Here is a 19116-nt window from a genome sequence, read left to right as displayed (position 1 = left end):
TTTATGACCTTTTACAACCTAAATGTATGGAAAAAAATCATACATTAAGTAATCCTCTTGCTTTAAAAAATCAATAGGAAAAGTTGTATCGATGATGAAACTGGTGTCCTTTTTTATTCTTATTACCTGCTTGCATTGCACTGTTGACGTTTTTGGGCAAAACGGCTCAACTATCACCGTGCATGCAGATGCCTTGCCGCTTGGGAAGTTCCTGAAACTCTTGGAATCTAAAAGTGGTTATCGTTTCGTCTATAGAAATGATCAACTTCCTGATAACAAGGTAACTGCCAACATGGTAAATGTGCCGGCTGAAGAGGTCTTAAAAGCTGTACTCAAAAATACGGGGCTCACTTTTAAACAACTGTCTGCCAACTTGATAGCTATAGGACCTGATACTGAATCATCCACCACCATCCTGGTCAAAGGTGAAGTGAAAGACAGAACCGGACAACCATTACCTGGGGTTAGTATCAGAATAGCCGGACAAAACAGAGGTACATTTACTGATAATAATGGCTTATTCCAATTGGAAACTCAAAGTACTGCCGTTTTACTTTGCTCCTTTATAGGATATGAAGAACAAAGAGTGGCAGTCAACAACAATACTAATTTCAGTATTACACTGAAAGATGATGCACACGGGCTAAATGAAGTTGTAGTAGTGGCGTATAGTGTGCAAACAAAAAGTTCTTTGACAGGATCAGCTGCTACAATTAGTACGGCTTTATTTGATAAAGCCCCTCGTAGCAGCTTCCAGGAAAGCTTACAAGGTAACGTACCAGGTTTACAATCTACCAATGGTTCAGGGCAACCAGGTTCCATTCCAAGTGTTTATATTCGGGGAATCGGATCTATTACCGCCGGAAGTGCTCCTTTATACGTTGTTGATGGCGTTCCGGTGATTACCGAAAGCCTCACAGATTATAATGTAAATACCCTGGCAGGTATCAATAGCGCCGATATTTCTTCTATCACTGTATTAAAGGATGCTGCTTCCGCCTCAATTTATGGAAGCCGAGCCGCTAATGGCGTAATTCTTATTACTACCAAAAACGGCGTTGCCGGTAAAACCAGAATTTCCGCAAGCATACAAAGAGGGAGTAATCAACTGACTATTCCTAAAGCCAATTACCCTTTAAATACAAAGGAAATGGTAGAACTGCTGCGGGAAGGATGGATGAACAAAGGCGATGGCAGCACAGAAGCTGGCTTCCAGCAGGAATTGAAATCCAGAGGCGTGGATACTACGGTAAATACTAATTGGATTGATGTATTAACCCGCCATGGAGCCTATTCACAGGCCAATTTATCTGCAGCAGGGGGATCAGAAAGAACAAAATTTTACGTTTCAGGAGGTTTTTATGATTCTCAGTCTGCCCTTCGCGGCGTCGATTATCGAAGAATGACAGGGCGATTGAACCTAACCAATAAGGCAACAGACAAATTATCTTTTCACGTCAACCTTTCCCTGAATTATCAGAAAGCAAATGCCGTAGGAGATGTTGGTCTGATGGCCAATCCGGTTAGATCATTAGTACGTTTACAACCCTGGCTGAAAATTTACAACCCCGATGGAAGCTACGATTTCAGCTATAATAACACCTTCAACCCGGTAGCTGTTCTGAATGATGTTTCCCGTACAGGTAGCATCTACGGTTTATTGGGCGGTGCTGGCGCAAAATATATGATCACCGATTTCATTTCATTGGAATCCATGATCAGCCTGGATCTTAACTATGCAAGCAGCAACTCGTTTTTTGCCCCGGGATTTGGCGATGGCAGAAATACCAATGGTTGGGTATCCGCCAGCAATAACCTCTGGAATAATTGGGTAGCTACTAATATCGTGAGATTCAATAAACATTGGCGAAATCATGGCATTAATACCTTCATCGGTTATGAAGCCCAGAAAACAAGTGCTGCTGGAAACTCAGCAGAAGCTTCAAATCTGTTACCAGGATTAAAACAGTTAACAGATGCTTCAAAACCCGAAAAGGTGGCCTCACTCGCTACTGCCAATTCATTGACAGGATTGTTTTTGAACAATAGCTATGATTTCAGACAAAAATATTACCTGACTACTTCAATCAGAAGAGATGCCTCTTCAAGATTCGGTAACCAGAGAAGAAGCGCGACTTTCTGGTCAGTTGGCGCAGCATGGAATATTTACCAGGAGCCGTTTTTGCAACAACTAGATTTTATTGAGGAATTAAAGATACGAGCTAGCTACGGCAGCAACGGAAACCAGGCTATTGAGAACTATGCTTCCTTGTCGCTGTATAGTCCGGCAAATGATTATGATGGGGGCCCGGGGTATGTGCTCACACAATACCCCAATCCCTATCTTACCTGGGAACAAAACAAGCCTTTTAATATTGGAGTAGATGTCTCTGTGTTGAATAATAGAATATCAGGATCTTTGGAATACTATAATAGAGTAACTTCCCGCCTTTTGCTGAATGTACCGGTTTCATCCTCAAATGGAGTGACCACCATTTTCAAAAACAACGGGGAAATGAAGAATAGTGGAATCGAAGCTTCAATCTCAACACGAAATATCATTGCAAAGGCGCCTGGTCAATTTAGCTGGAGAACTGATGCCAATTTCTCTACGCTTAAAAATGTGATCACCAAATTGGATAATCCAATTACGAACCTGATTTACAGAAGAGAAGTAGGCAGCGACTTTTACCAGTTTTTCCTGGTTGGATTTGCAGGGGCAGATCCTAAAACCGGAGAAGCACTTTGGTATAAAGATGCCACCAAAACTAAAACTACCAACGTTTATGGGGAAGCACAACGCTTTAACCAGGGAAGTGCTTTACCGAAATTTTTTGGAGGTGTTACAAACTCTCTCAGCTATAAAAACTTTGAATTGAGTTTTCAGATTTACTATAACTGGGGTAGCAAAGTATACGATAATTGGGGCCCATTTACGGAATCAGATGGTAGCGGTGGTTTTGGAGGAAGTTCAAAAATGTCGCGAATTACCTACGAAAACAGATGGCAACAGCAAGGAGATATTACCAACGTACCTAAAGTGGTATTTGGCGGAACACAATCAGGATTAAGTAATCAGGCTTCTTCCAGATTCCTTTATGACGGTAGCTTTATAAGGCTCAGAGATCTAATGATTGCCTATTCTTTGCCACAACCCTGGTTAAAGAGAGCAGCAATCAATGATGTAAAGGTTTATTTAAGAGGAAATAATCTCTGGACCTATATTAAAGATAAATACCTGATTATGGACCCGGAAGTACCTGTAACAGGAGATTATGATCAACGGCCACCAGTATTTAAAACATTTTTAGTAGGTCTGGATGTAAACTTTTAAATTATTTCATGCGTACCGTGTTCAAATATGCTGTAATAATCTTGTTAGCCTATTTGTTTGGGGCCTGCAGTAAAGGTTTTTTGGAGCTAAAACCTCCTCAGTCAACTGAAACTCATGATGCCATTAAAGAGCTGCCAGGATTACGTTCTGCAATTAATGGAGTGTATTCATTATTGCAGAATGAAAACTATTATGGTCGCACTATGCCATTGCTACCCGACTTACGTGCCGATAATGAATTCATCAGCGTGATTAATAGTAACAGATATAGAAATCATGATCAGTACATTGTTACTGCCAACGATAGCTATACAACCGATAGCTGGAATTTGATGTATAGTGTTGTTGCCAATGCCAACATGATTATCACTCATGGTCCGCATATCTCGCTGCTACCTGCAAAGGAGGATAGTATTGAAGCTACCAAGATTGTTGCTGAAGCCTATGCATTAAGGGCTTTGGTGTTTTTTGACCTTTGCAGATTATTTGCACAACCTTATAATTATACAGCCGGAGCTTTACATTTGGGAATTCCAATTGTAACAATAACGAAGATAGATTCCGTTCAATCTCCAGCCAGAAGCAATGTAAAAGATACTTACAACCAGATTATCTCTGATCTTAATAATGCAATTTCAAATTTTGAAAAAAGTGGTAGTAGTGCATTTTCATCAGGAAGAATAAATATTTACAGTGCTAAAGCACTACTGTCGAGAGTTTTACTTTATAAAGAAGATTGGAATGGTGCCCTCGAAAAAGCTGAAGAGGTAGTGAATAGTAAGAAATATAGCTTACTAACGAATGAGAAATTAGTGAATGATTTTAAAATGATTGGGAACGGTGAAACAATATTTGAAATAATTAATACCGCAGTTGATAACCGAAATACAGACGGACTAAGTTATATATACAGCCAGGAAGGATATGGTGATGTATTGGCCACCAACGATGTATTTAATATTTATTCTGGCTCGGATGTAAGACTGGGATTTTTAACAAAAGGAAAAAGAGCAGGAAACGGAGGGGAGAACCCAGCGAATATTATTACTAAATATAGTAATGTAACAACATTTGCAGAAGCCATTAAAGTAATGCGTTATGCTGAACTGCTATTGATTAAGGCTGAAGCAGAAGTACATCTGGGATTGGAAGATAAGGCAAGGGCAGATTTAAACATAGTTGTACAAAGAGCAGATGTAAATGCTATACCTGTTACTGCTACCGGAGCTAAGCTACTGGATCTGATCCTGCTTGAAAGACGCAAAGAGCTTGCCTTTGAAGGGCATCGCTTATTTGATCTGATAAGAAATAAACGTTCATTCACCAAATATCTGGCGAGTAACAAAATAATATCTGTGGAATGGCCAAGTACGAAAGTCATTCAGCCTATTCCACAAAGAGAACTGGATGCTAACCCCAATATTCGCAACCAGCAGAACGAAGGATATAATTAAAATCTAAACCGCCTTTGTTAATAATTGGTTTTTGCACTTATGCTGGTTGGTTTTTGCTTATGAAAAAAGAGGAAGGTTCCGGTAAATCGCCGGAACCTTTTATTTTTTTATCGCTCATCATATTTCCTTTTTCCCCCTCCAATTAATTATTACTTTTGAAAATCTGTAAATCACGTAAGTTTAATGGTTTTAAGACACTATACCACACTGCTGTTTATATTTCTATTCAGCCACTATGCCTGGGCACAGCCATCTCCTGTCTGGAATGCTGCTGATATCAGACTTCAAATGAGAAAGCTGGATACGCTTGGTAGCGTATTATATATTGCTGCCCACCCCGATGACGAGAATACCCGATTATTAGGTTTTCTGGCCAGGGAGAAATGTTTTAGAACCGGTTACCTCTCCCTCACACGTGGAGACGGTGGTCAGAACCTGATAGGCAACGAACAGGCTGAATTGCTGGGGTTAATCAGAACACAGGAACTACTGGCGGCAAGAAGAATCGATGGGGCAGAACAATTTTTTACCAGGGCACAGGACTTTGGATTTTCAAAAAATCCGGCTGAAACTTTTACCATCTGGGATAGAGAGAAGATTTTGGGAGATGTGGTATATATGATCCGTAAATTTCAACCCGATGTAATTATCTGCCGCTTCCCGGCAGATAGCCGAGCCGGACATGGACACCATACCGCATCTGCAATGCTGGCGGAAGAAGCATATGCCGCTGCCGCTGATCCCAAAAGATTTCCTGAGCAGTTGAAATATGTACAGGTTTGGCAGGCAAAACGCATACTTTGGAATACTTTTAACTTTGGCTCTATCAACACTACTGCCGACGACCAGTTCAAAATGGATGTAGGTGCCTTTAATCCTCTTCTGGGTAAGGGATTTGGAGAAATTGCCGCTGAAAGTCGCTCCCAGCATAAAAGCCAGGGATTTGGAGTTGCTGCAACCCGTGGCGCCTCACAGGAGTATTTCCTCACTATTAAAGGAAGCACTCCTAAAACAGGGCTGATGGACGGTGTAAATACTACCTGGAGCCGTATCCAGGGCGGAGCTGCCATTGGTACAATGGTAGATAAAGCCTTAGTAGCCTATAATATGGAAAATCCTGCGGCGTCTGTACCTGCTCTCCTGGAAATCAGAAAGGCAATTATAGCTTTACCCCAGGGATACTGGCGGACGCAGAAACTCAAGGAAACAGATCAACTGATTTTTGCCTGCGCAGGCATCTGGGCCGAAGCATACAGTACTACTCCTGTAGTGGTTCCTGGAACTAATATGGAGGCCAGCGTGCAAATGATTAACAGAAGTGATGTAAAGGTTTCCCTAAAAAATATAATGCTTCCCGGAAATACGGGCGTTTCAGCTCCTCAGATACTGGAAGATAATAAGCTGGTTACCATCAATCGTACTCTCGGCATTCCTGCTAACACTCCTTTCTCCCAACCATATTGGCTGGAAGGTGAGCATCCGTATGGCATGTACAATATTCCAGATCCATTACTGGTAGGAAATCCTGAAAATATACCGGCATTACAGGCTAAAATTAATCTGACAATCGACGGACAGGATTTCTCAATAGATCGTCCGCTACAATACAAATATACCGATCCTGTTAAGGGAGAGCTCTACCAGCCGCTTATCATTGCACCTCCTGTAGTGGCGGATGTGGCCAACCAGGTATATATCTTCACAGATACAAATCCTGCTACTGTAGCAGTAAAGCTCAGGGCAATGAAAGATAATGTGCAGGGAACCATTCAACTTAAATTACCTGCATCCTTTATATCAACAAATAATAATCAGGAGTTTCATCTGGCTCAGAAAAACGATGAAATGACTTTACAGTTTAGCATTAAACCGGCAAAAGCTGTTACCACCAATAAAGCTGATACTTTCACTGTTGTTATGAATACTGAGGGTAAAACCTATACCCAAAATATGCAACAGATCCGTTACGATCATATTCCTCTTATCACATTATTCCCACAGGCCGAGGCCAGATTGGTTACCGTGAATCTGAAACATAATGGTAATAAGCTCGGCTATATTCCGGGGGCTGGCGATATGGTGGCAGCTTCTTTACGCCAGGTAGGCTATGAAGTAACTGAATTAGGTGAGAAAGAAATTATGTCTGGCGATTTAAGCAAGTATGATGCGATTATCACCGGTGTAAGAGCCTATAACGTAAATGCACGTATGAAATACTGGCAACCTAAACTGATGGAATATGTGCATAATGGAGGTAACCTGGTAATTCAGTATAATGTAAACAGTCCGTTGGTCATTAATGATCTTGGTCCTTATCCTTTCTCCTTGTCGAGAGATCGGGTAACGGATGAAAATGCAGCTGTTAGCTTTATTAATCCTAAAGATGCTGTACTGCATTATCCAAATGAAATCACAGATGCTGATTTCGGCGGCTGGGTACAGGAAAGAGGATTATACTTTACATCCGGTGTAGATAAAGCCTATAGTAAAGTATTTAAGATGAATGATAAAGGAGAAGCATCTATGGATGGTTCTACGCTGATAGCAGAATATGGCAAGGGAAATTATGTTTATACCGGATTGTCGTTTTTCAGACAATTACCTGCCGGAGTACCGGGCGCGTATAGATTATTCGTAAACTTGCTCTCTTTAAAAAAGCGATAAATGGCAAAGAGGCATCAACAAAACCGTCCTCGCTTAAGAATAGCAGCAGGCTTATGTATAGCAATAGGCTTGCTGCTGGGTATTAGTATTAAGCGTGTACATGTTGGATTAATCATAGGTATTGCACTGGGATTATTAACTTCCGGAATGTGGACCAGAGGTAGTTCTAACGACTAGAGATATGGAAAATAAACACAATACAGACGAAAAGCCACCTTTATTTCCTAGCTGGACGTATTGGTATGTATTGGTAATAGGTTGGTTGCTATTACTGATTGTGCTTTTTTATTGCTTCACCAAAACTTATTCATGAGTGTATTAGACTGGGTGGTTCTAGTAGGCACCCTTACCATCATAATCCTATACGGCGTTTGGAAAAGCCGGGGCCAGCGAAATATGGAGAGTTATTTTCTGGATAACCAATCTATGCCCTGGTATATAGTACTTCTTTCAATTATTGGAACACAGGCAAGTGCAATAACGTTTATCTCAGCACCCGGACAAGCATATACGGATGGAATGCGCTTTGTACAATACTATTTCGGGTTACCGCTAGCAATGGTAGTGTTGTGTATCACTTTCGTTCCTATCTTCCATAAATTAAAGGTTTATACAGCCTACGAATTTCTCGAACAACGATTCGATCTGAAGACACGTACTCTTGCATCAAGTTTATTCCTGATTCAAAGAGGGTTGTCAACAGGTATCAGTATCTGTGCTCCATCCATCATTCTTTCTTCTTTATTAGGCTGGAACCTTTATTGGACGAATATGATAATGGGAGGGATGCTTATTATTTATACGGTGGCTGGTGGAACCAGGGCCGTAGCATATACGCAAACCATTCAGTTAATCATCATCTTCTCAGGAATGTTCCTGGCAGGCTGGATGGTTGTTCATTTACTTCCTGCAGATATTGGGTTTAAACAGGCCCTGCAGGTTTCAGGTAAAATGGATAAGCTGAATGTAATCGTCACAAAATTCGACTGGAAGGATAAATACAATATCTGGAGTGGAATAATTGGTGGTTTCTTCCTGGCATTATCTTACTTTGGAACAGACCAATCCCAGGTAGGGCGCTACATTACAGCCAAATCAGTAAAAGAGAGTCGATTGGGGCTGTTGATGAATGGCCTGGTAAAAGTACCTATGCAGTTTGTGATTTTGTTGATAGGCGCCATGGTATTTGTATTTTACCTGTATTTCAGAGCACCTATATTTTTTAATGAGGCTCAGCTGGCCAGGGTTCATAACACGGAACAGGGAACGGCATTGAAAGAACTGGAAAAGCAGTACGACGATTTAGGAAAAATAAAACAACAACAGGTAAAGGATCTGGCTTCAGCTTTGGAACAGAACAACCACCAAAGTATTGGCCAGGCCAAAAAGGCTTTGCAGGAAACAGATTTCCGTTCCCAGGAGGTCAGAGCTTCTGCTATTTCATTGATAAAAAAAGCAGATCCGAATGCCGATACAAACGACACCAACTATATTTTCCTTCACTTCGTTGTAAATAGTTTACCTAAGGGGCTGGTTGGATTATTGATTGCGATAATTTTTCTGGCAGCCTGGGGAAGTATTGCAGCCGCATTGAATTCTTTGGCATCAACAACCGTCATTGATGTGTACCAGCGAATATATAATCCGCATGCCACACCTGAGCATTATCTGAAGATCTCCAAATTATGGACATTGATCTGGGGAGTGTTTTGCATTGTGGTAGCACAGTTTGCAGGAAGCCTGGGAAGCCTTATTGAAGTGGTAAATGTTTTGGGCTCATGGTTCTATGGTGTAATACTCGGTATTTTCATGGTAGCCTTTTACATGAAGAAAGTAGGAGGTACGGCTACCTTCTGGGCAGCAATTGTTTCGGAAGCTGTAGTATTACTTATTTATTGGACAGGTGGGGTTTCATTCCTTTGGCTAAACGCTATCGGCTGTTTGCTGGTGTTGTTATTAGCGTATATACTTCAACAATTTTTAGCTTCGAGAAAAGCTGTTTAATATTGGGGCTTTTATACCCACAAAAAAAGGATGTCTTTACAGCGTAGAGACATCCTTTTTTATTTAGGCCAAAAATGATTATTTCAAAGTAGCCAGAAGTTTTTTATTCAAAGTAATATAATCATCGTTTTTAGCTGCAGTAGCTAATTCGATTGATTTCTGAGCTGCTTCTTTTGCTGCTGATGTATTTTTTGCTTTCGCATTGATACGTGCTTTTTGGTACCAAACCCAGAAAGCATCAGGAGTTTGAGAGGTAGCTTCATTAATCCATTCTACAGCTTTGGTCAGATCCTTATTATTTTCGAAATAATAAACTGCCGCCTGGAAGTAAGGCTTTTTATCTGATTGCATAGCTGATTCTATCTGAGAAGTAATGCTAGCATCTATATCAGCAGTAATTTTTACAGGAACTTTAGTTTTATCCCAGATGATGTCTAATTCCACGGAATTAGATTTTACATTGTCGAAGCCCAGGAAGAAGCTTTCCTGGCTAAAAGGCAAAGCAACCGGAGTTACCTGTACGCGAGCTACATCATTTTCTTCTTTGTAGGCAGCAGGGCTGGTTACATCCAGGCTCTTAGTCAGTATAACTGTCCATTGTTTAGCGCCAGGAATACTAAGTAAGCCATATTGACCAGCTTTAACCGGAACACCGCCGAAGCTTACATCTTCTCCGAAGGTGATAGTAGTAGCGCCATTGGCACCTGTTCTCCAAACTTTACCAAAAGGAACTAAATCTCCCATAATAGTACGTCCATTTTTTTGAGGACGGGAATAATTCAGTTCAATAGAAGAAAGGGCAAAGTCTTGTTTCACGGTTTGCTTAGGGCTTGGAGCAGGCATTTTGATTCCTTGTGCCAGGGTGCTACCAGCGTAGAGCAATAACATTGCGCCTGCAGTAGCAGCGAAAGTTTTGATAGTTCTCATAATTGAAGGTCTGGTTTAAATATTAGATATTACTACAGTACATAGTTTATTCGATAATACCGTTTCGGAAAGCATATAACACTAATCCTACGCTATTTTTGACATTTATTTTTTCAAGAAGTTTTTGTCGGATACCTTCTACTGTACGAGGGCTGAGAAATACCTGTTCAGAGATTTCCTGAGTGGTAAGCTCATTACAGATAAGTTTAAGTACTTCCTGTTCCCGGTCGTTGAGTTGAATTTCGTTCTTGAGAGTTGGCTTGAATTGCTGTTTATTTTTATGAAGAACTTTCTTTAACAAGGCCAGGTTTACGTTTTCATTAAAGTAGAAACCTTTATCGTGGCTGGTGCAAATAGCTTCATAAATTTCTTCCGGCTCTGCATTTTTCAATAAGTAGGCATTAGCTCCATTTTCTATTAAATGCACAATAAAATTATCATCCTCATACATGGTAAGGATAATAACTTTTACCTCAGGATATTTTTCCTTTACCTTAATGGTAGCTTCAATACCATCTAAGTTTGGCATTTTCAGATCCATTAAAATAACGTCTGGCAACTCTTTTTCCATAAGTTGCAAAAGATGAAGACCGTCATCAGCCTCATAAATGAATTTGATGTTATCATAAGGAGTAAGTGTGTTTCTTACTCCGCTGCGAAAAATCTTATGATCATCCGCAATAGCCACTTTTATGTGTGCCATAGGTGGACAGTTTATAGCAGATTGCTATTATTTTATTTTAAATAAATTACTATAAGTCATGTCGTTATGACGGGTTCAACACAACCGGACGGCAATTTAGTAATAAAACAACATAAGTATCAACTATTCTGTACTGATTGGTAATTATCTACACTGATCGTAGCAATAGTACCTTGTGGTGTTCTTGGGGTGAAGTTAATATTTCCATTGATAATATTAAGACGACTCTCGATATTTTTAAGTCCCAGGCTGCCAGTTTTCTTACGGGAATCGGCCAACGAATTAATTAAAGCGCCATTACCATCATCTTCCACTGTGATAGTAAGATTATTGGGGGTAGATTGGTAAGTAATTGTAACGGCTTTTGCCTGTGCATGTTTGAGGATATTATTGATAAGCTCCTGCACAACGCGGTAAATATTCAGTGCTTTGTCTTTATCGATTGCCTGTCCACTGTCTGATGTCTTAAAGGTTATCTGAACTTGTTTATTCTTATTCATTAAGTTACAGAATGAGTCTAACGCATGGGAAAGACCCAGATTTTCTAAAGCTTGTGGATGTAAGCTTTGGGAAATAAAGCGTAACTGCTGAATAATTGTATCAGTAAAATCTTTGGTTTCTTTGAGTCTTTCGGCTTCACCATTGCCAGTTTTGAGTAGTGGTTGTAGTCCTCCAAGGTTTAATTTCAATACAGAAAGTTGGGCGCCAACTTCATCATGCAAATCTTCTGCAATTCGTTTGCGTTCCTGTTCCTGGCCTTGCAATACTGAAATCAGGCGTTCACGCTGCAGTTGCAAGTCCTTATTCTGCATAGTAAGTTTATGCTGTATTACTAGTTTTTGCTGCCAAATCACAAGTCCAACCACCAACGCACCGAGTAATATCATTGCTATAGCACCAATTATAACAATTTCTCCAAAGCTCATTTTCTCTGTTTAGTTATTTTCAGGAGACCAATATAAAAAAGGATCATTTCCAGGATACCCCCAATAAAGGTAATACATAACGTTGCCGGAGGTACCGGTCCATGTGCTGCAAGATAGTTATAACTAAGAGAAAAAAGGAATGAGCTGCAAAGGAAGATAAACAATCCGGCATTATACCAGAAGTTGGGGAGTGAGTTAATAAAAATAGCATTCTCAATTAACTCATTATCATTAAGCAATTGGAGAAAATAGATAATGGCGTAAATCAATAAAATGAAGGAGCGCAGGGTCGTGAACAGGGAGTTGTAGTTCTCAAATCCTTCGATGTGAAATAAATCCAGAATAAAAACGATCAACACAGGAATCGGCAATATTTTTATTACTGTTTTTATCTTTTTGTTTTTGATGACGATATGATAGAAATAGGAGAGAATGAGAAATTGAACGAAATACATAATGGCAAAGAACCACATATTATTGCCTCCTACTGAGAGATATTCAATTACATCGGCACCTACTGCAAAAATTATACTACTAACAATATAATAATAAATACTTCTGCCAGCCTTATCGAGCGAGTTAAACTTCAATGTAAAGGGGATCAGTAGCGCCGCTTCGATCCCCATCATTACATAGACTAATATTCTGAAAAGTTCCACTTAGATGTTTTTATTTGCCAGAATCGTTTGTCCAGTCTTAGAGCTTTCCTCCTTTACCACCGGAACAAAATGTTGGACACGGTACACCTGCGTCCAGGATTTTTGCAGAAAGCTCTTTGGATTGAATTCCGGCAGCAGCTGCTGCTTTAGCTTGTTCCGCGCTTGGAGGTAAAATATCATTTCCTTCTTCATCCACAGCTACCAGGACCATTTTCTTTTCTTTGATTCCATCGCCATCTGTATCGATTTTCAGACCGTAATAGATTCTCAGGGCTACTGCTCCTGGCTGATCTAATAACTCAATGATCTTGTCTCTGCCAAAGCAAATTGCTTTAACATGCTGGCCAAAGGATTTCTGAGCTGCAAATTCAGCATCATGATTGTCTGTTAAAACATTCATTTCTTCTAAAGAAATAAATGCACCCGTATCTGCGGGAATTGGTCTTTTTTTGGATTCGCTCATAGAGGTTAGTATTTTAAATTATGCCGTTAAAATTATTATAAATTAATTCACTTGCAATGCTTCATCTATTAATAGCTATATTATTTTTTGTTGATGCGGTAAATACTTCCCCTTTGGTCATACTGGTTTTATCCTTGGTTTTCATCAGTTTCATGAGATAATAATTCAGTGTTTCCCCCATCGGATTGCGTATTTATACGCATGATAAGTTTTGCGTTTAGCCGTAATAGTGGAACCACAGGCATCGTGCGTAGAAATACGGAATGTAATTTTTCAGGTTTTTAACGCTTGACTCCTTTTTAAAACTTCCCAACCTTTGTAACTCAACCAACTGGTATGTAGAGCTTTGGAAAACGTTATCGTTGAGGCCTTTCTGCCTTGTTTGAAAATGACTGGTAAAATGCAGTATAGTTCATCAGAAAATGCGAGTTAACCCATTTTTAAAAAATTAATTTATGAGCTATCTATTAATCGGAAACATTTCAGCACTAATTGGCCATGATTGCGTTGAGCCTTTAGTGAATGCACGGGTCAGAATTTATCTGCCAGAGTTATCTGCTCAGGTGATACGGCCAGCCTCCAAAGGCATTTTTAACGATATGGTACCCCTTTCTGCGAAAGAGGTGCTGATGAAGGCAGATAGGTTGTTGGCTGAAGCAACGCTCGATAGCAAAGGTAATTTCAGCGTGTCGTGGAAAGAGATCCATCTGTTTACAGAAGAACTGGAGTTGGATCTCTGCCTGGATCAATTGCCTGGTAAAAATGGTGCCACAAAGCCAAGAAATTTTCACCTGAGCAGGCTGGTATTACATTGGAAGAGAAATACTATGGGGTATGTTGGCGCTTACGCCTATGTAATACCTGCAGATATCTGGCAACAGATTTATGCAAATGCCGGTGCATGGGTAATTACAGGCCTGGTAAAAAATCATGAAAGCGGGCCCGGACTACCCGATTTGTCGGTAGAGGCCTATAATGCAATAAACGGACAGGTAATCGGGCATGGATTTACAAATGAAGTTGGGAGGTATTACCTGTATTTTTCCAGACAACACTTAAGCAGTGGCAATTTGCAGCCGATAAGTTCTGAAAGGGTGAACATGGGCCCGGATGTTTATTTTAAAATATATCAGAAAGGTCAGCTTATCTGGGAGGAAGACGAGAAAATGGCCAATATGCCGGAACGTAAAGATGTAGGCCACTGTGCCCAGCTAAATATAATTTGTAAGCCTTCGAGAGTCAGGAAAGCTTCAGGACAAATAGGGAATTGGTTAACAGAAATTATTACGTTAACAGGTACACGGAAAAAGAAGAGTGACACATTTAGACTATTAACACATCCAAGCTTATTGTAAAAGAAGTCATAGTTCGAAAAACCCAATCCCCGAAATGGCAAGATGATCCTCTCTTGTTTGTACCCGATATAGCAAAAAGGGCAGCTACCGGTTCTACGGTAGCTGTTTGCTTTTTAAAACCTGGGGTGGAATTGCCTTAAGGTGTCTCTCAGAAACTCCCGGTCGATATGCGTGTAGATTTCTGTTGTGGTAATACTTTCATGCCCCAGCATTTCCTGCACTACCCGCAGATCAGCTCCTCCTTCAACCAGATGCGTGGCGAATGAGTGCCGGAATGTATGTGGAGAAACATTTTTCGTGATACCAGCTTTTTCTGCTAATTCTTTAATAATCAGGAAAATCATGACCCTGCTTAAAGCCCGGCCACGGCGATTTAAAAACAACGTATCCTCATCCCCGTATTTTACCGGAAATTGGGGTCTTACCCGTTCGAGATAATGTATAATCTCTTTTCTGGCAGCACTGCCCAGGGGTATAATCCTTTCCTTATCGCCCTTTCCGATCACTTTTACAAAACTAACGTCAAGGTATACTTGTGAAATCTGGAGGCTGGTAACTTCACTCACGCGCATACCGCAGCTATACATGGTTTCAAGTATGGCTTTATTGCGGTGACCTTCCAGGCTCACTTTTTCATGGCCTTTGGCATCCATTTCAATCAGGTCTATAGCTGCAATCATCTGTTCAATTTCGTCGAAGGTCAGCACATCCGGGAGCTTCCGGGTGGTTCGGGGAGTTTCAAGCAGTTGGGAGGGATCGTCTTTGATCATGTCTTCCAGCATCAAAAATTTATAAAAGGCCTTAATGCCTGAAATAATTCTTGCTTGTGAAGTGGCCGACATGCCCAGTTCAAAAATCCAGTGAATACATTTTTGAAGATCTTCCAGGGTAACATCCTGAGGTCTTAACTTTTCTTTGCCATTTGCCTGGAGGTATTGTTCCAGTTTTTCAACATCTCTGATATATGCTTGAATGGAATGATCGGAGAGTGATTTTTCCAGTCTAAGGTAATTCTTAAATAAGGTTCTGAATGATTCCCACATAGGGGAGCAAGATAGTTTTTTTGCTTGAAAAGTCTAAAAATGCAGGAAGATATATTGATTAAAAATATCTATCTGAATTACTTAATAGAATACTTTAATTAAATGGTCATAATTTATTTTAAATCAATTTATTAAGTTGATGATATTTTCGATTGAATCTTATATATCGGAAGGCGTTTTTAGTTATTTTTTTATTGATGTATTATAAAAATTTTTAGGTGTACAGGTCAATTTGGCAGACGTAGGCTTTTATTTGGAGTGATACTTTAGATATATAGATATAAAATGTTTATTATCAATTTTATATATTGAATTTGACTCTTTCTGTTTGAGAAAATCTCATAATTTGATTTAAGGATAAAAGAATGAATAAAATGATAGCATATTTCGCAATTTGGGAGGAACAATTATGTCAAACGAAAAGGAAAAATGATGACTTGGTGAGATGGTGCAATCAGAACTAAGGAAAAGTATAATATAGCCATTAGTAATGCCCGGGGCTCGACTTAGGGGAATAAAGAAGGGCTGACCATACTTAATGGTCAGCCCTTGATGATTTAAATTCTTGAATTAGAATTTTTCCAGACCGCTGAAGAAGAAATCACCTTCAATAGCAGCATTTTCATTAGAGTCGGAACCGTGAACAGCATTACGGCCGATAGACTCAGCATATTTTTTACGGATAGTGCCTTCTTCAGCATTAGCTGGGTTAGTAGCACCGATTAATTTACGGAAATCTTCAACTGCGTTGTCTTTTTCCAGGATAGCTGCGACGATGTGGCCACTGCTCATGAATTCGACCAGCTCACCATAGAAAGGTCTTTCTTTGTGTACTGCATAAAATTCACCAGCTTTTGCAGAAGAAAGCTGGGTCATTTTCATAGCTACAATACGGAAACCTGCCGCATTGATCATGTTTAAAATGCCACCAATATGCCCGTTTGCTACTGCATCAGGCTTAATCATAGTAAATGTTCTGTTGCTCATATATGTTGTATTCCGAATTACAGATTAGGCCGCAAAAGTAATTACATTTTCTTTAGCTGTAAAAAATTTTGAAATTCTACACCAAATGAAGAACTTCGCACTTCGTTTTTGTTTCAATCGCTTTTTGTGGTTGGAAATCAACTCTTAACATTACAGTTTTTTAATGAAGCCGATCGAGGAAATTAAACCTTTACTTGAGACCCCTAAGAAAGTGGTGATAACAATGCATCAAAAACCCGATGCAGACGCTATGGGATCTTCTTTAGCGTTGTACCATTATCTTATTCAGAAAGGTCATCAGGTATCCGTTATTTCACCTACCAACTTTCCGGATTTTTTAAAATGGATGCCGGCCGCCGACCTGGTTATTGACTTTGAATCCTCTACAGACAAAGCATTACAGGCTCTTGATGGAATTGATTTATTATTTTGCCTGGACTTTAATGCGTTTTACCGCACAAAAAATCTGGCTCCATATCTTGAAAAACTGAATTGTATCCGTATCTTGATCGACCATCATCTGGAACCTCAACCGGTTTTTGATTATGGAATCAGTGATACCAGCGCCAGTTCAACCGCCCAAATGGTTTATGAAACAATCTATAAACTGGGAGATGAACGGTATATCAACCTGGATATTGCACAGTGTATCTACGCAGGCACTGTTACTGATACCGGCTCTTTCCGTTTTGCATCTACTACCGCTGCTGTTCACAGAATGGTAGCAGATCTGATGGACAAAGGCCTGAAGCATGAGGTTATTCATCAGGCGATCTACGACAACTTCCTGGAAAATCGTCTGCGATTCCTGGGTCATAGCCTGCTCAACCGAATGGAAGTATTCTATGAATACAATACCGCCATGCTCGCTATCCCATATACCGATCTCAAAAGATTCGACCTCCAAACAGGGGACACGGAAGGATTGGTAAACTTTTTACTGTCAATTCAAGGTATTAAATTGGCAGCGTTGATCATTGACCGTAATTCCGAGGTAAAACTCTCATTCCGCTCAAAAGGCGATTTTGATGTGAATTCTTTTGCTCGTAAATACTTTGATGGTGGTGGGCACTTTAATGCTTCCGGTGGCCGTAGTACCGATCCGCTCGAAAAAACTGTTGAGCGCTTCATTAAGGCTATCGAAGAAAATGAAAATCTGTTGCAATAAACTATAACCACAGTATTTCAATTTACTAATACAATCAAATGAAAAAAAACAATCAGTTTTTAGTTGCTACTGCTGCATTCGGCTTACTGATAGCCAGCTGCGGTACAGGTGTTAAAAAGACACCGGGCGGTATCGAGTATATCGTTCACAAGTCTGGAAGTGGCCCTCAACTGAAAGAAGGGGATACTGCCTTTGTAAACGTTACCCAACGTTTGAATGATTCTATCATCGGCGAATCCCGCAAAGTATTGGGTGCTGCTTTCCCTATCGTAGTTAGCAAACCTCAAGGTAAGTACGATCTGATGGAAGGTATCGCTCAACTCCACGAAGGCGATAGCGCTACTTTCATCGTACCTTGGGATTCAATTCCTGCTCAGCAACGCCCTCCATTCGGTAAAGGTGGCGATAAGTTGAAAATCACTTTCGTCGTAGAAAATAAATACTCTGCTGCTGGTCAGCAGGCTACTGATGAGAAACTCATCAAGGAATACCTCGAGAAAAACAAAATTAAAGCTACCAAAAACGCTGAAGGTGTTTACGTAGCCGTTACCGAAGAAGGAAACGGTGGTACCCCTAATAAAGGCGATACCGTTGTTGTTCACTACACCGGTAAACTGTTAAATGGTAAAGTATTCGATTCCAGCACCGACTCAACTATGCGCCCTGGTCCGCTGACTCCTCTCAGATTCCCAGTTGGTCAAGGTATGGTTATTAAAGGTTGGGACGTTGGTTTCAGCAGCCTGAAAAAAGGTTCTAAAGCTATCTTGATCATTCCTTCTACTTTAGCTTACGGTTTCCAGGGTAGTCCTCCGGTTATCCCAGCTAACTCAGTACTGGTATTTGATGTTCAATTATTAGACATCGTTCCGGGTTCTACTGCTCCTGAAGCTCCGGTAGCTGCTCCAGCTCCTAAAAAATAACTGCTTTAGTATATAAAACAGGCTGACCAAAAAGTAAAAATTTGGTCAGCCTGTTTTTCGTAAAAATGATCATAAAAACATCTGTTTGGATATTTTTATGATCATTTTGATTTTATATCCTTTTAGTTTGATTTTATTATTGTTAAAATGAGTTCATTTTAGTCAAAATGCTGGGTTTTATGTAACCATTGTCTGGTTATGGAGTTTGATACAGATTTTCCTTAAGTTATGTGCCATAGCAACAAGCCCAAATGCTGTCTGGACCTTCAATATACCTTTTAGATTAAAACGTCTGAAGCTATTATTCATCTTAATATACCCAAAACAAGATTCAATTTCTACCCCCGTTGTCGTTTTAATGTATCGCCTGTTTTTGTTGCAAAATTCCTGCGTGCCAGCTCTTTATAGTGTTCAAGTACTTCATTTATTCTGATAGTTATGTTTTCTGTTTGAGATTTTTTACATTTTTTAGCAAACGGGCAGCCCTGGCAGTTTTCGCATTCTTTTTC

At 40.0% G+C, this 19116-nt stretch carries 15 protein-coding genes and 1 pseudogene; 8 read left to right on the top strand and 8 right to left on the bottom strand.

Going from position 1 to position 19116, the window contains the following annotated elements; translation table 11 throughout:
• Nucleotides 1-91: 91 nt before the first annotated feature.
• The 5 genes from DVR12_RS26040 to DVR12_RS26025 all read left to right on the top strand — a co-directional run bounded on the left by DVR12_RS26040 (nucleotide 92) and on the right by DVR12_RS26025 (nucleotide 9456).
• Complete coding sequence (locus DVR12_RS26040) at nucleotides 92-3334, top strand: SusC/RagA family TonB-linked outer membrane protein (protein ID WP_116978747.1); 3243 nt, start codon at nucleotides 92-94, stop codon at nucleotides 3332-3334.
• A gap of 8 nt (nucleotides 3335-3342) precedes the next feature.
• Nucleotides 3343-4788, top strand: a complete 1446-nt coding sequence (locus DVR12_RS26035) for a RagB/SusD family nutrient uptake outer membrane protein (RefSeq protein ID WP_116978746.1) — start codon at nucleotides 3343-3345, stop codon at nucleotides 4786-4788.
• A 183-nt stretch (nucleotides 4789-4971) separates the two neighbouring features.
• Nucleotides 4972-7452, top strand: a complete 2481-nt coding sequence (locus DVR12_RS26030) for a PIG-L family deacetylase (RefSeq protein ID WP_116978745.1) — start codon at nucleotides 4972-4974, stop codon at nucleotides 7450-7452.
• Entirely contained in the window at nucleotides 7453-7629 is a 177-nt protein-coding gene (locus tag DVR12_RS27680) for a hypothetical protein (protein ID WP_158563377.1), read from the top strand.
• A gap of 132 nt (nucleotides 7630-7761) precedes the next feature.
• Nucleotides 7762-9456, top strand: coding sequence for a sodium:solute symporter (locus tag DVR12_RS26025; protein ID WP_116978744.1), 1695 nt, complete (start codon nucleotides 7762-7764; stop codon nucleotides 9454-9456).
• A gap of 78 nt (nucleotides 9457-9534) precedes the next feature.
• On the opposite strand, the gene DVR12_RS26020 is transcribed toward DVR12_RS26025, so the two are convergent.
• The 5 genes from DVR12_RS26020 to DVR12_RS26000 all read right to left on the bottom strand — a co-directional run bounded on the left by DVR12_RS26020 (nucleotide 9535) and on the right by DVR12_RS26000 (nucleotide 13134).
• Nucleotides 9535-10383, bottom strand: a complete 849-nt coding sequence (locus tag DVR12_RS26020) for a DUF2911 domain-containing protein (protein WP_116978743.1) — start codon at nucleotides 10381-10383, stop codon at nucleotides 9535-9537.
• A gap of 46 nt (nucleotides 10384-10429) precedes the next feature.
• Entirely contained in the window at nucleotides 10430-11086 is a 657-nt protein-coding gene (locus DVR12_RS26015; protein WP_116978742.1) for a response regulator transcription factor, read from the bottom strand.
• Nucleotides 11087-11205: 119 nt separating this feature from the next.
• Nucleotides 11206-12012: a sensor histidine kinase gene (locus DVR12_RS26010; RefSeq protein ID WP_116978741.1), complete on the bottom strand. Its 807-nt coding sequence runs from the start codon at nucleotides 12010-12012 to the stop codon at nucleotides 11206-11208.
• The gene (locus DVR12_RS26005; protein WP_116978740.1) at nucleotides 12009-12671 is read right to left on the bottom strand and encodes a hypothetical protein; all 663 of its coding nucleotides are present in this window, start codon (nucleotides 12669-12671) and stop codon (nucleotides 12009-12011) included. The genes DVR12_RS26010 and DVR12_RS26005 overlap by 4 nt, the downstream gene beginning before the upstream one ends.
• A gap of 37 nt (nucleotides 12672-12708) precedes the next feature.
• On the bottom strand, nucleotides 12709-13134 hold the full coding sequence (locus tag DVR12_RS26000) for a hypothetical protein (RefSeq protein ID WP_116978739.1): 426 nt from the start codon (nucleotides 13132-13134) through the stop codon (nucleotides 12709-12711).
• Between the two features lie 455 nt (nucleotides 13135-13589).
• Here DVR12_RS26000 and DVR12_RS25995 point away from each other — a divergent pair, with 455 nt between their 5' ends.
• Nucleotides 13590-14489, top strand: a complete 900-nt coding sequence (locus DVR12_RS25995; protein WP_116978738.1) for a hypothetical protein — start codon at nucleotides 13590-13592, stop codon at nucleotides 14487-14489.
• Nucleotides 14490-14602: 113 nt separating this feature from the next.
• On the opposite strand, the gene xerD is transcribed toward DVR12_RS25995, so the two are convergent.
• Together xerD and DVR12_RS25985 are read right to left on the bottom strand one after the other, a co-directional pair.
• Nucleotides 14603-15532 (bottom strand): site-specific tyrosine recombinase XerD, encoded by a 930-nt coding sequence (gene xerD, locus DVR12_RS25990; RefSeq protein ID WP_116978737.1) that lies wholly within the window; start codon nucleotides 15530-15532, stop codon nucleotides 14603-14605.
• A 570-nt stretch (nucleotides 15533-16102) separates the two neighbouring features.
• Nucleotides 16103-16519: a nucleoside-diphosphate kinase gene (locus DVR12_RS25985; RefSeq protein ID WP_116978736.1), complete on the bottom strand. Its 417-nt coding sequence runs from the start codon at nucleotides 16517-16519 to the stop codon at nucleotides 16103-16105.
• A 163-nt stretch (nucleotides 16520-16682) separates the two neighbouring features.
• Between DVR12_RS25985 and DVR12_RS25980 the strand changes: the two genes are divergently transcribed.
• Both DVR12_RS25980 and DVR12_RS25975 read left to right on the top strand, forming a co-directional pair.
• Nucleotides 16683-17687, top strand: a complete 1005-nt coding sequence (locus DVR12_RS25980; protein ID WP_116978735.1) for a DHH family phosphoesterase — start codon at nucleotides 16683-16685, stop codon at nucleotides 17685-17687.
• A 38-nt stretch (nucleotides 17688-17725) separates the two neighbouring features.
• On the top strand, nucleotides 17726-18607 hold the full coding sequence (locus DVR12_RS25975) for an FKBP-type peptidyl-prolyl cis-trans isomerase (RefSeq protein ID WP_116978734.1): 882 nt from the start codon (nucleotides 17726-17728) through the stop codon (nucleotides 18605-18607).
• A gap of 177 nt (nucleotides 18608-18784) precedes the next feature.
• On the opposite strand, the pseudogene DVR12_RS28195 reads toward DVR12_RS25975, so the two are convergent.
• A pseudogene (locus DVR12_RS28195) lies at nucleotides 18785-19116 on the bottom strand (transposase); the annotation flags it as partial.

Origin of the sequence: Chitinophaga silvatica (assembly GCF_003419895.1) — a bacterium.
Lineage (GTDB): Bacteria > Bacteroidota > Bacteroidia > Chitinophagales > Chitinophagaceae > Chitinophaga > Chitinophaga silvatica.
Note: the sequence above shows the minus strand (reverse complement) of the source record. Positions and strands in the feature narration are given on the sequence as shown.

Bases quoted from the DNA above. Each gene is read 5' to 3' on its own strand.
- DVR12_RS26040 (WP_116978747.1), top strand. From the start codon at position 92: ATGATGAAACTGGTGTCCTTTTTTATTCTTATTACCTGCTTGCATTGC.
- DVR12_RS26035 (WP_116978746.1), top strand. From the start codon at position 3,343: ATGCGTACCGTGTTCAAATATGCTGTAATAATCTTGTTAGCCTATTTG.
- DVR12_RS26030 (WP_116978745.1), top strand. From the start codon at position 4,972: ATGGTTTTAAGACACTATACCACACTGCTGTTTATATTTCTATTCAGC.
- DVR12_RS27680 (WP_158563377.1), top strand. From the start codon at position 7,453: ATGGCAAAGAGGCATCAACAAAACCGTCCTCGCTTAAGAATAGCAGCA.
- DVR12_RS26025 (WP_116978744.1), top strand. From the start codon at position 7,762: ATGAGTGTATTAGACTGGGTGGTTCTAGTAGGCACCCTTACCATCATA.
- DVR12_RS26020 (WP_116978743.1), bottom strand. From the start codon at position 10,383: ATGAGAACTATCAAAACTTTCGCTGCTACTGCAGGCGCAATGTTATTG.
- DVR12_RS26015 (WP_116978742.1), bottom strand. From the start codon at position 11,086: ATGGCACACATAAAAGTGGCTATTGCGGATGATCATAAGATTTTTCGC.
- DVR12_RS26010 (WP_116978741.1), bottom strand. From the start codon at position 12,012: ATGAGCTTTGGAGAAATTGTTATAATTGGTGCTATAGCAATGATATTA.
- DVR12_RS26000 (WP_116978739.1), bottom strand. From the start codon at position 13,134: ATGAGCGAATCCAAAAAAAGACCAATTCCCGCAGATACGGGTGCATTT.
- DVR12_RS25995 (WP_116978738.1), top strand. From the start codon at position 13,590: ATGAGCTATCTATTAATCGGAAACATTTCAGCACTAATTGGCCATGAT.
- xerD (WP_116978737.1), bottom strand. From the start codon at position 15,532: ATGTGGGAATCATTCAGAACCTTATTTAAGAATTACCTTAGACTGGAA.
- DVR12_RS25985 (WP_116978736.1), bottom strand. From the start codon at position 16,519: ATGAGCAACAGAACATTTACTATGATTAAGCCTGATGCAGTAGCAAAC.
- DVR12_RS25980 (WP_116978735.1), top strand. From the start codon at position 16,683: ATGAAGCCGATCGAGGAAATTAAACCTTTACTTGAGACCCCTAAGAAA.
- DVR12_RS25975 (WP_116978734.1), top strand. From the start codon at position 17,726: ATGAAAAAAAACAATCAGTTTTTAGTTGCTACTGCTGCATTCGGCTTA.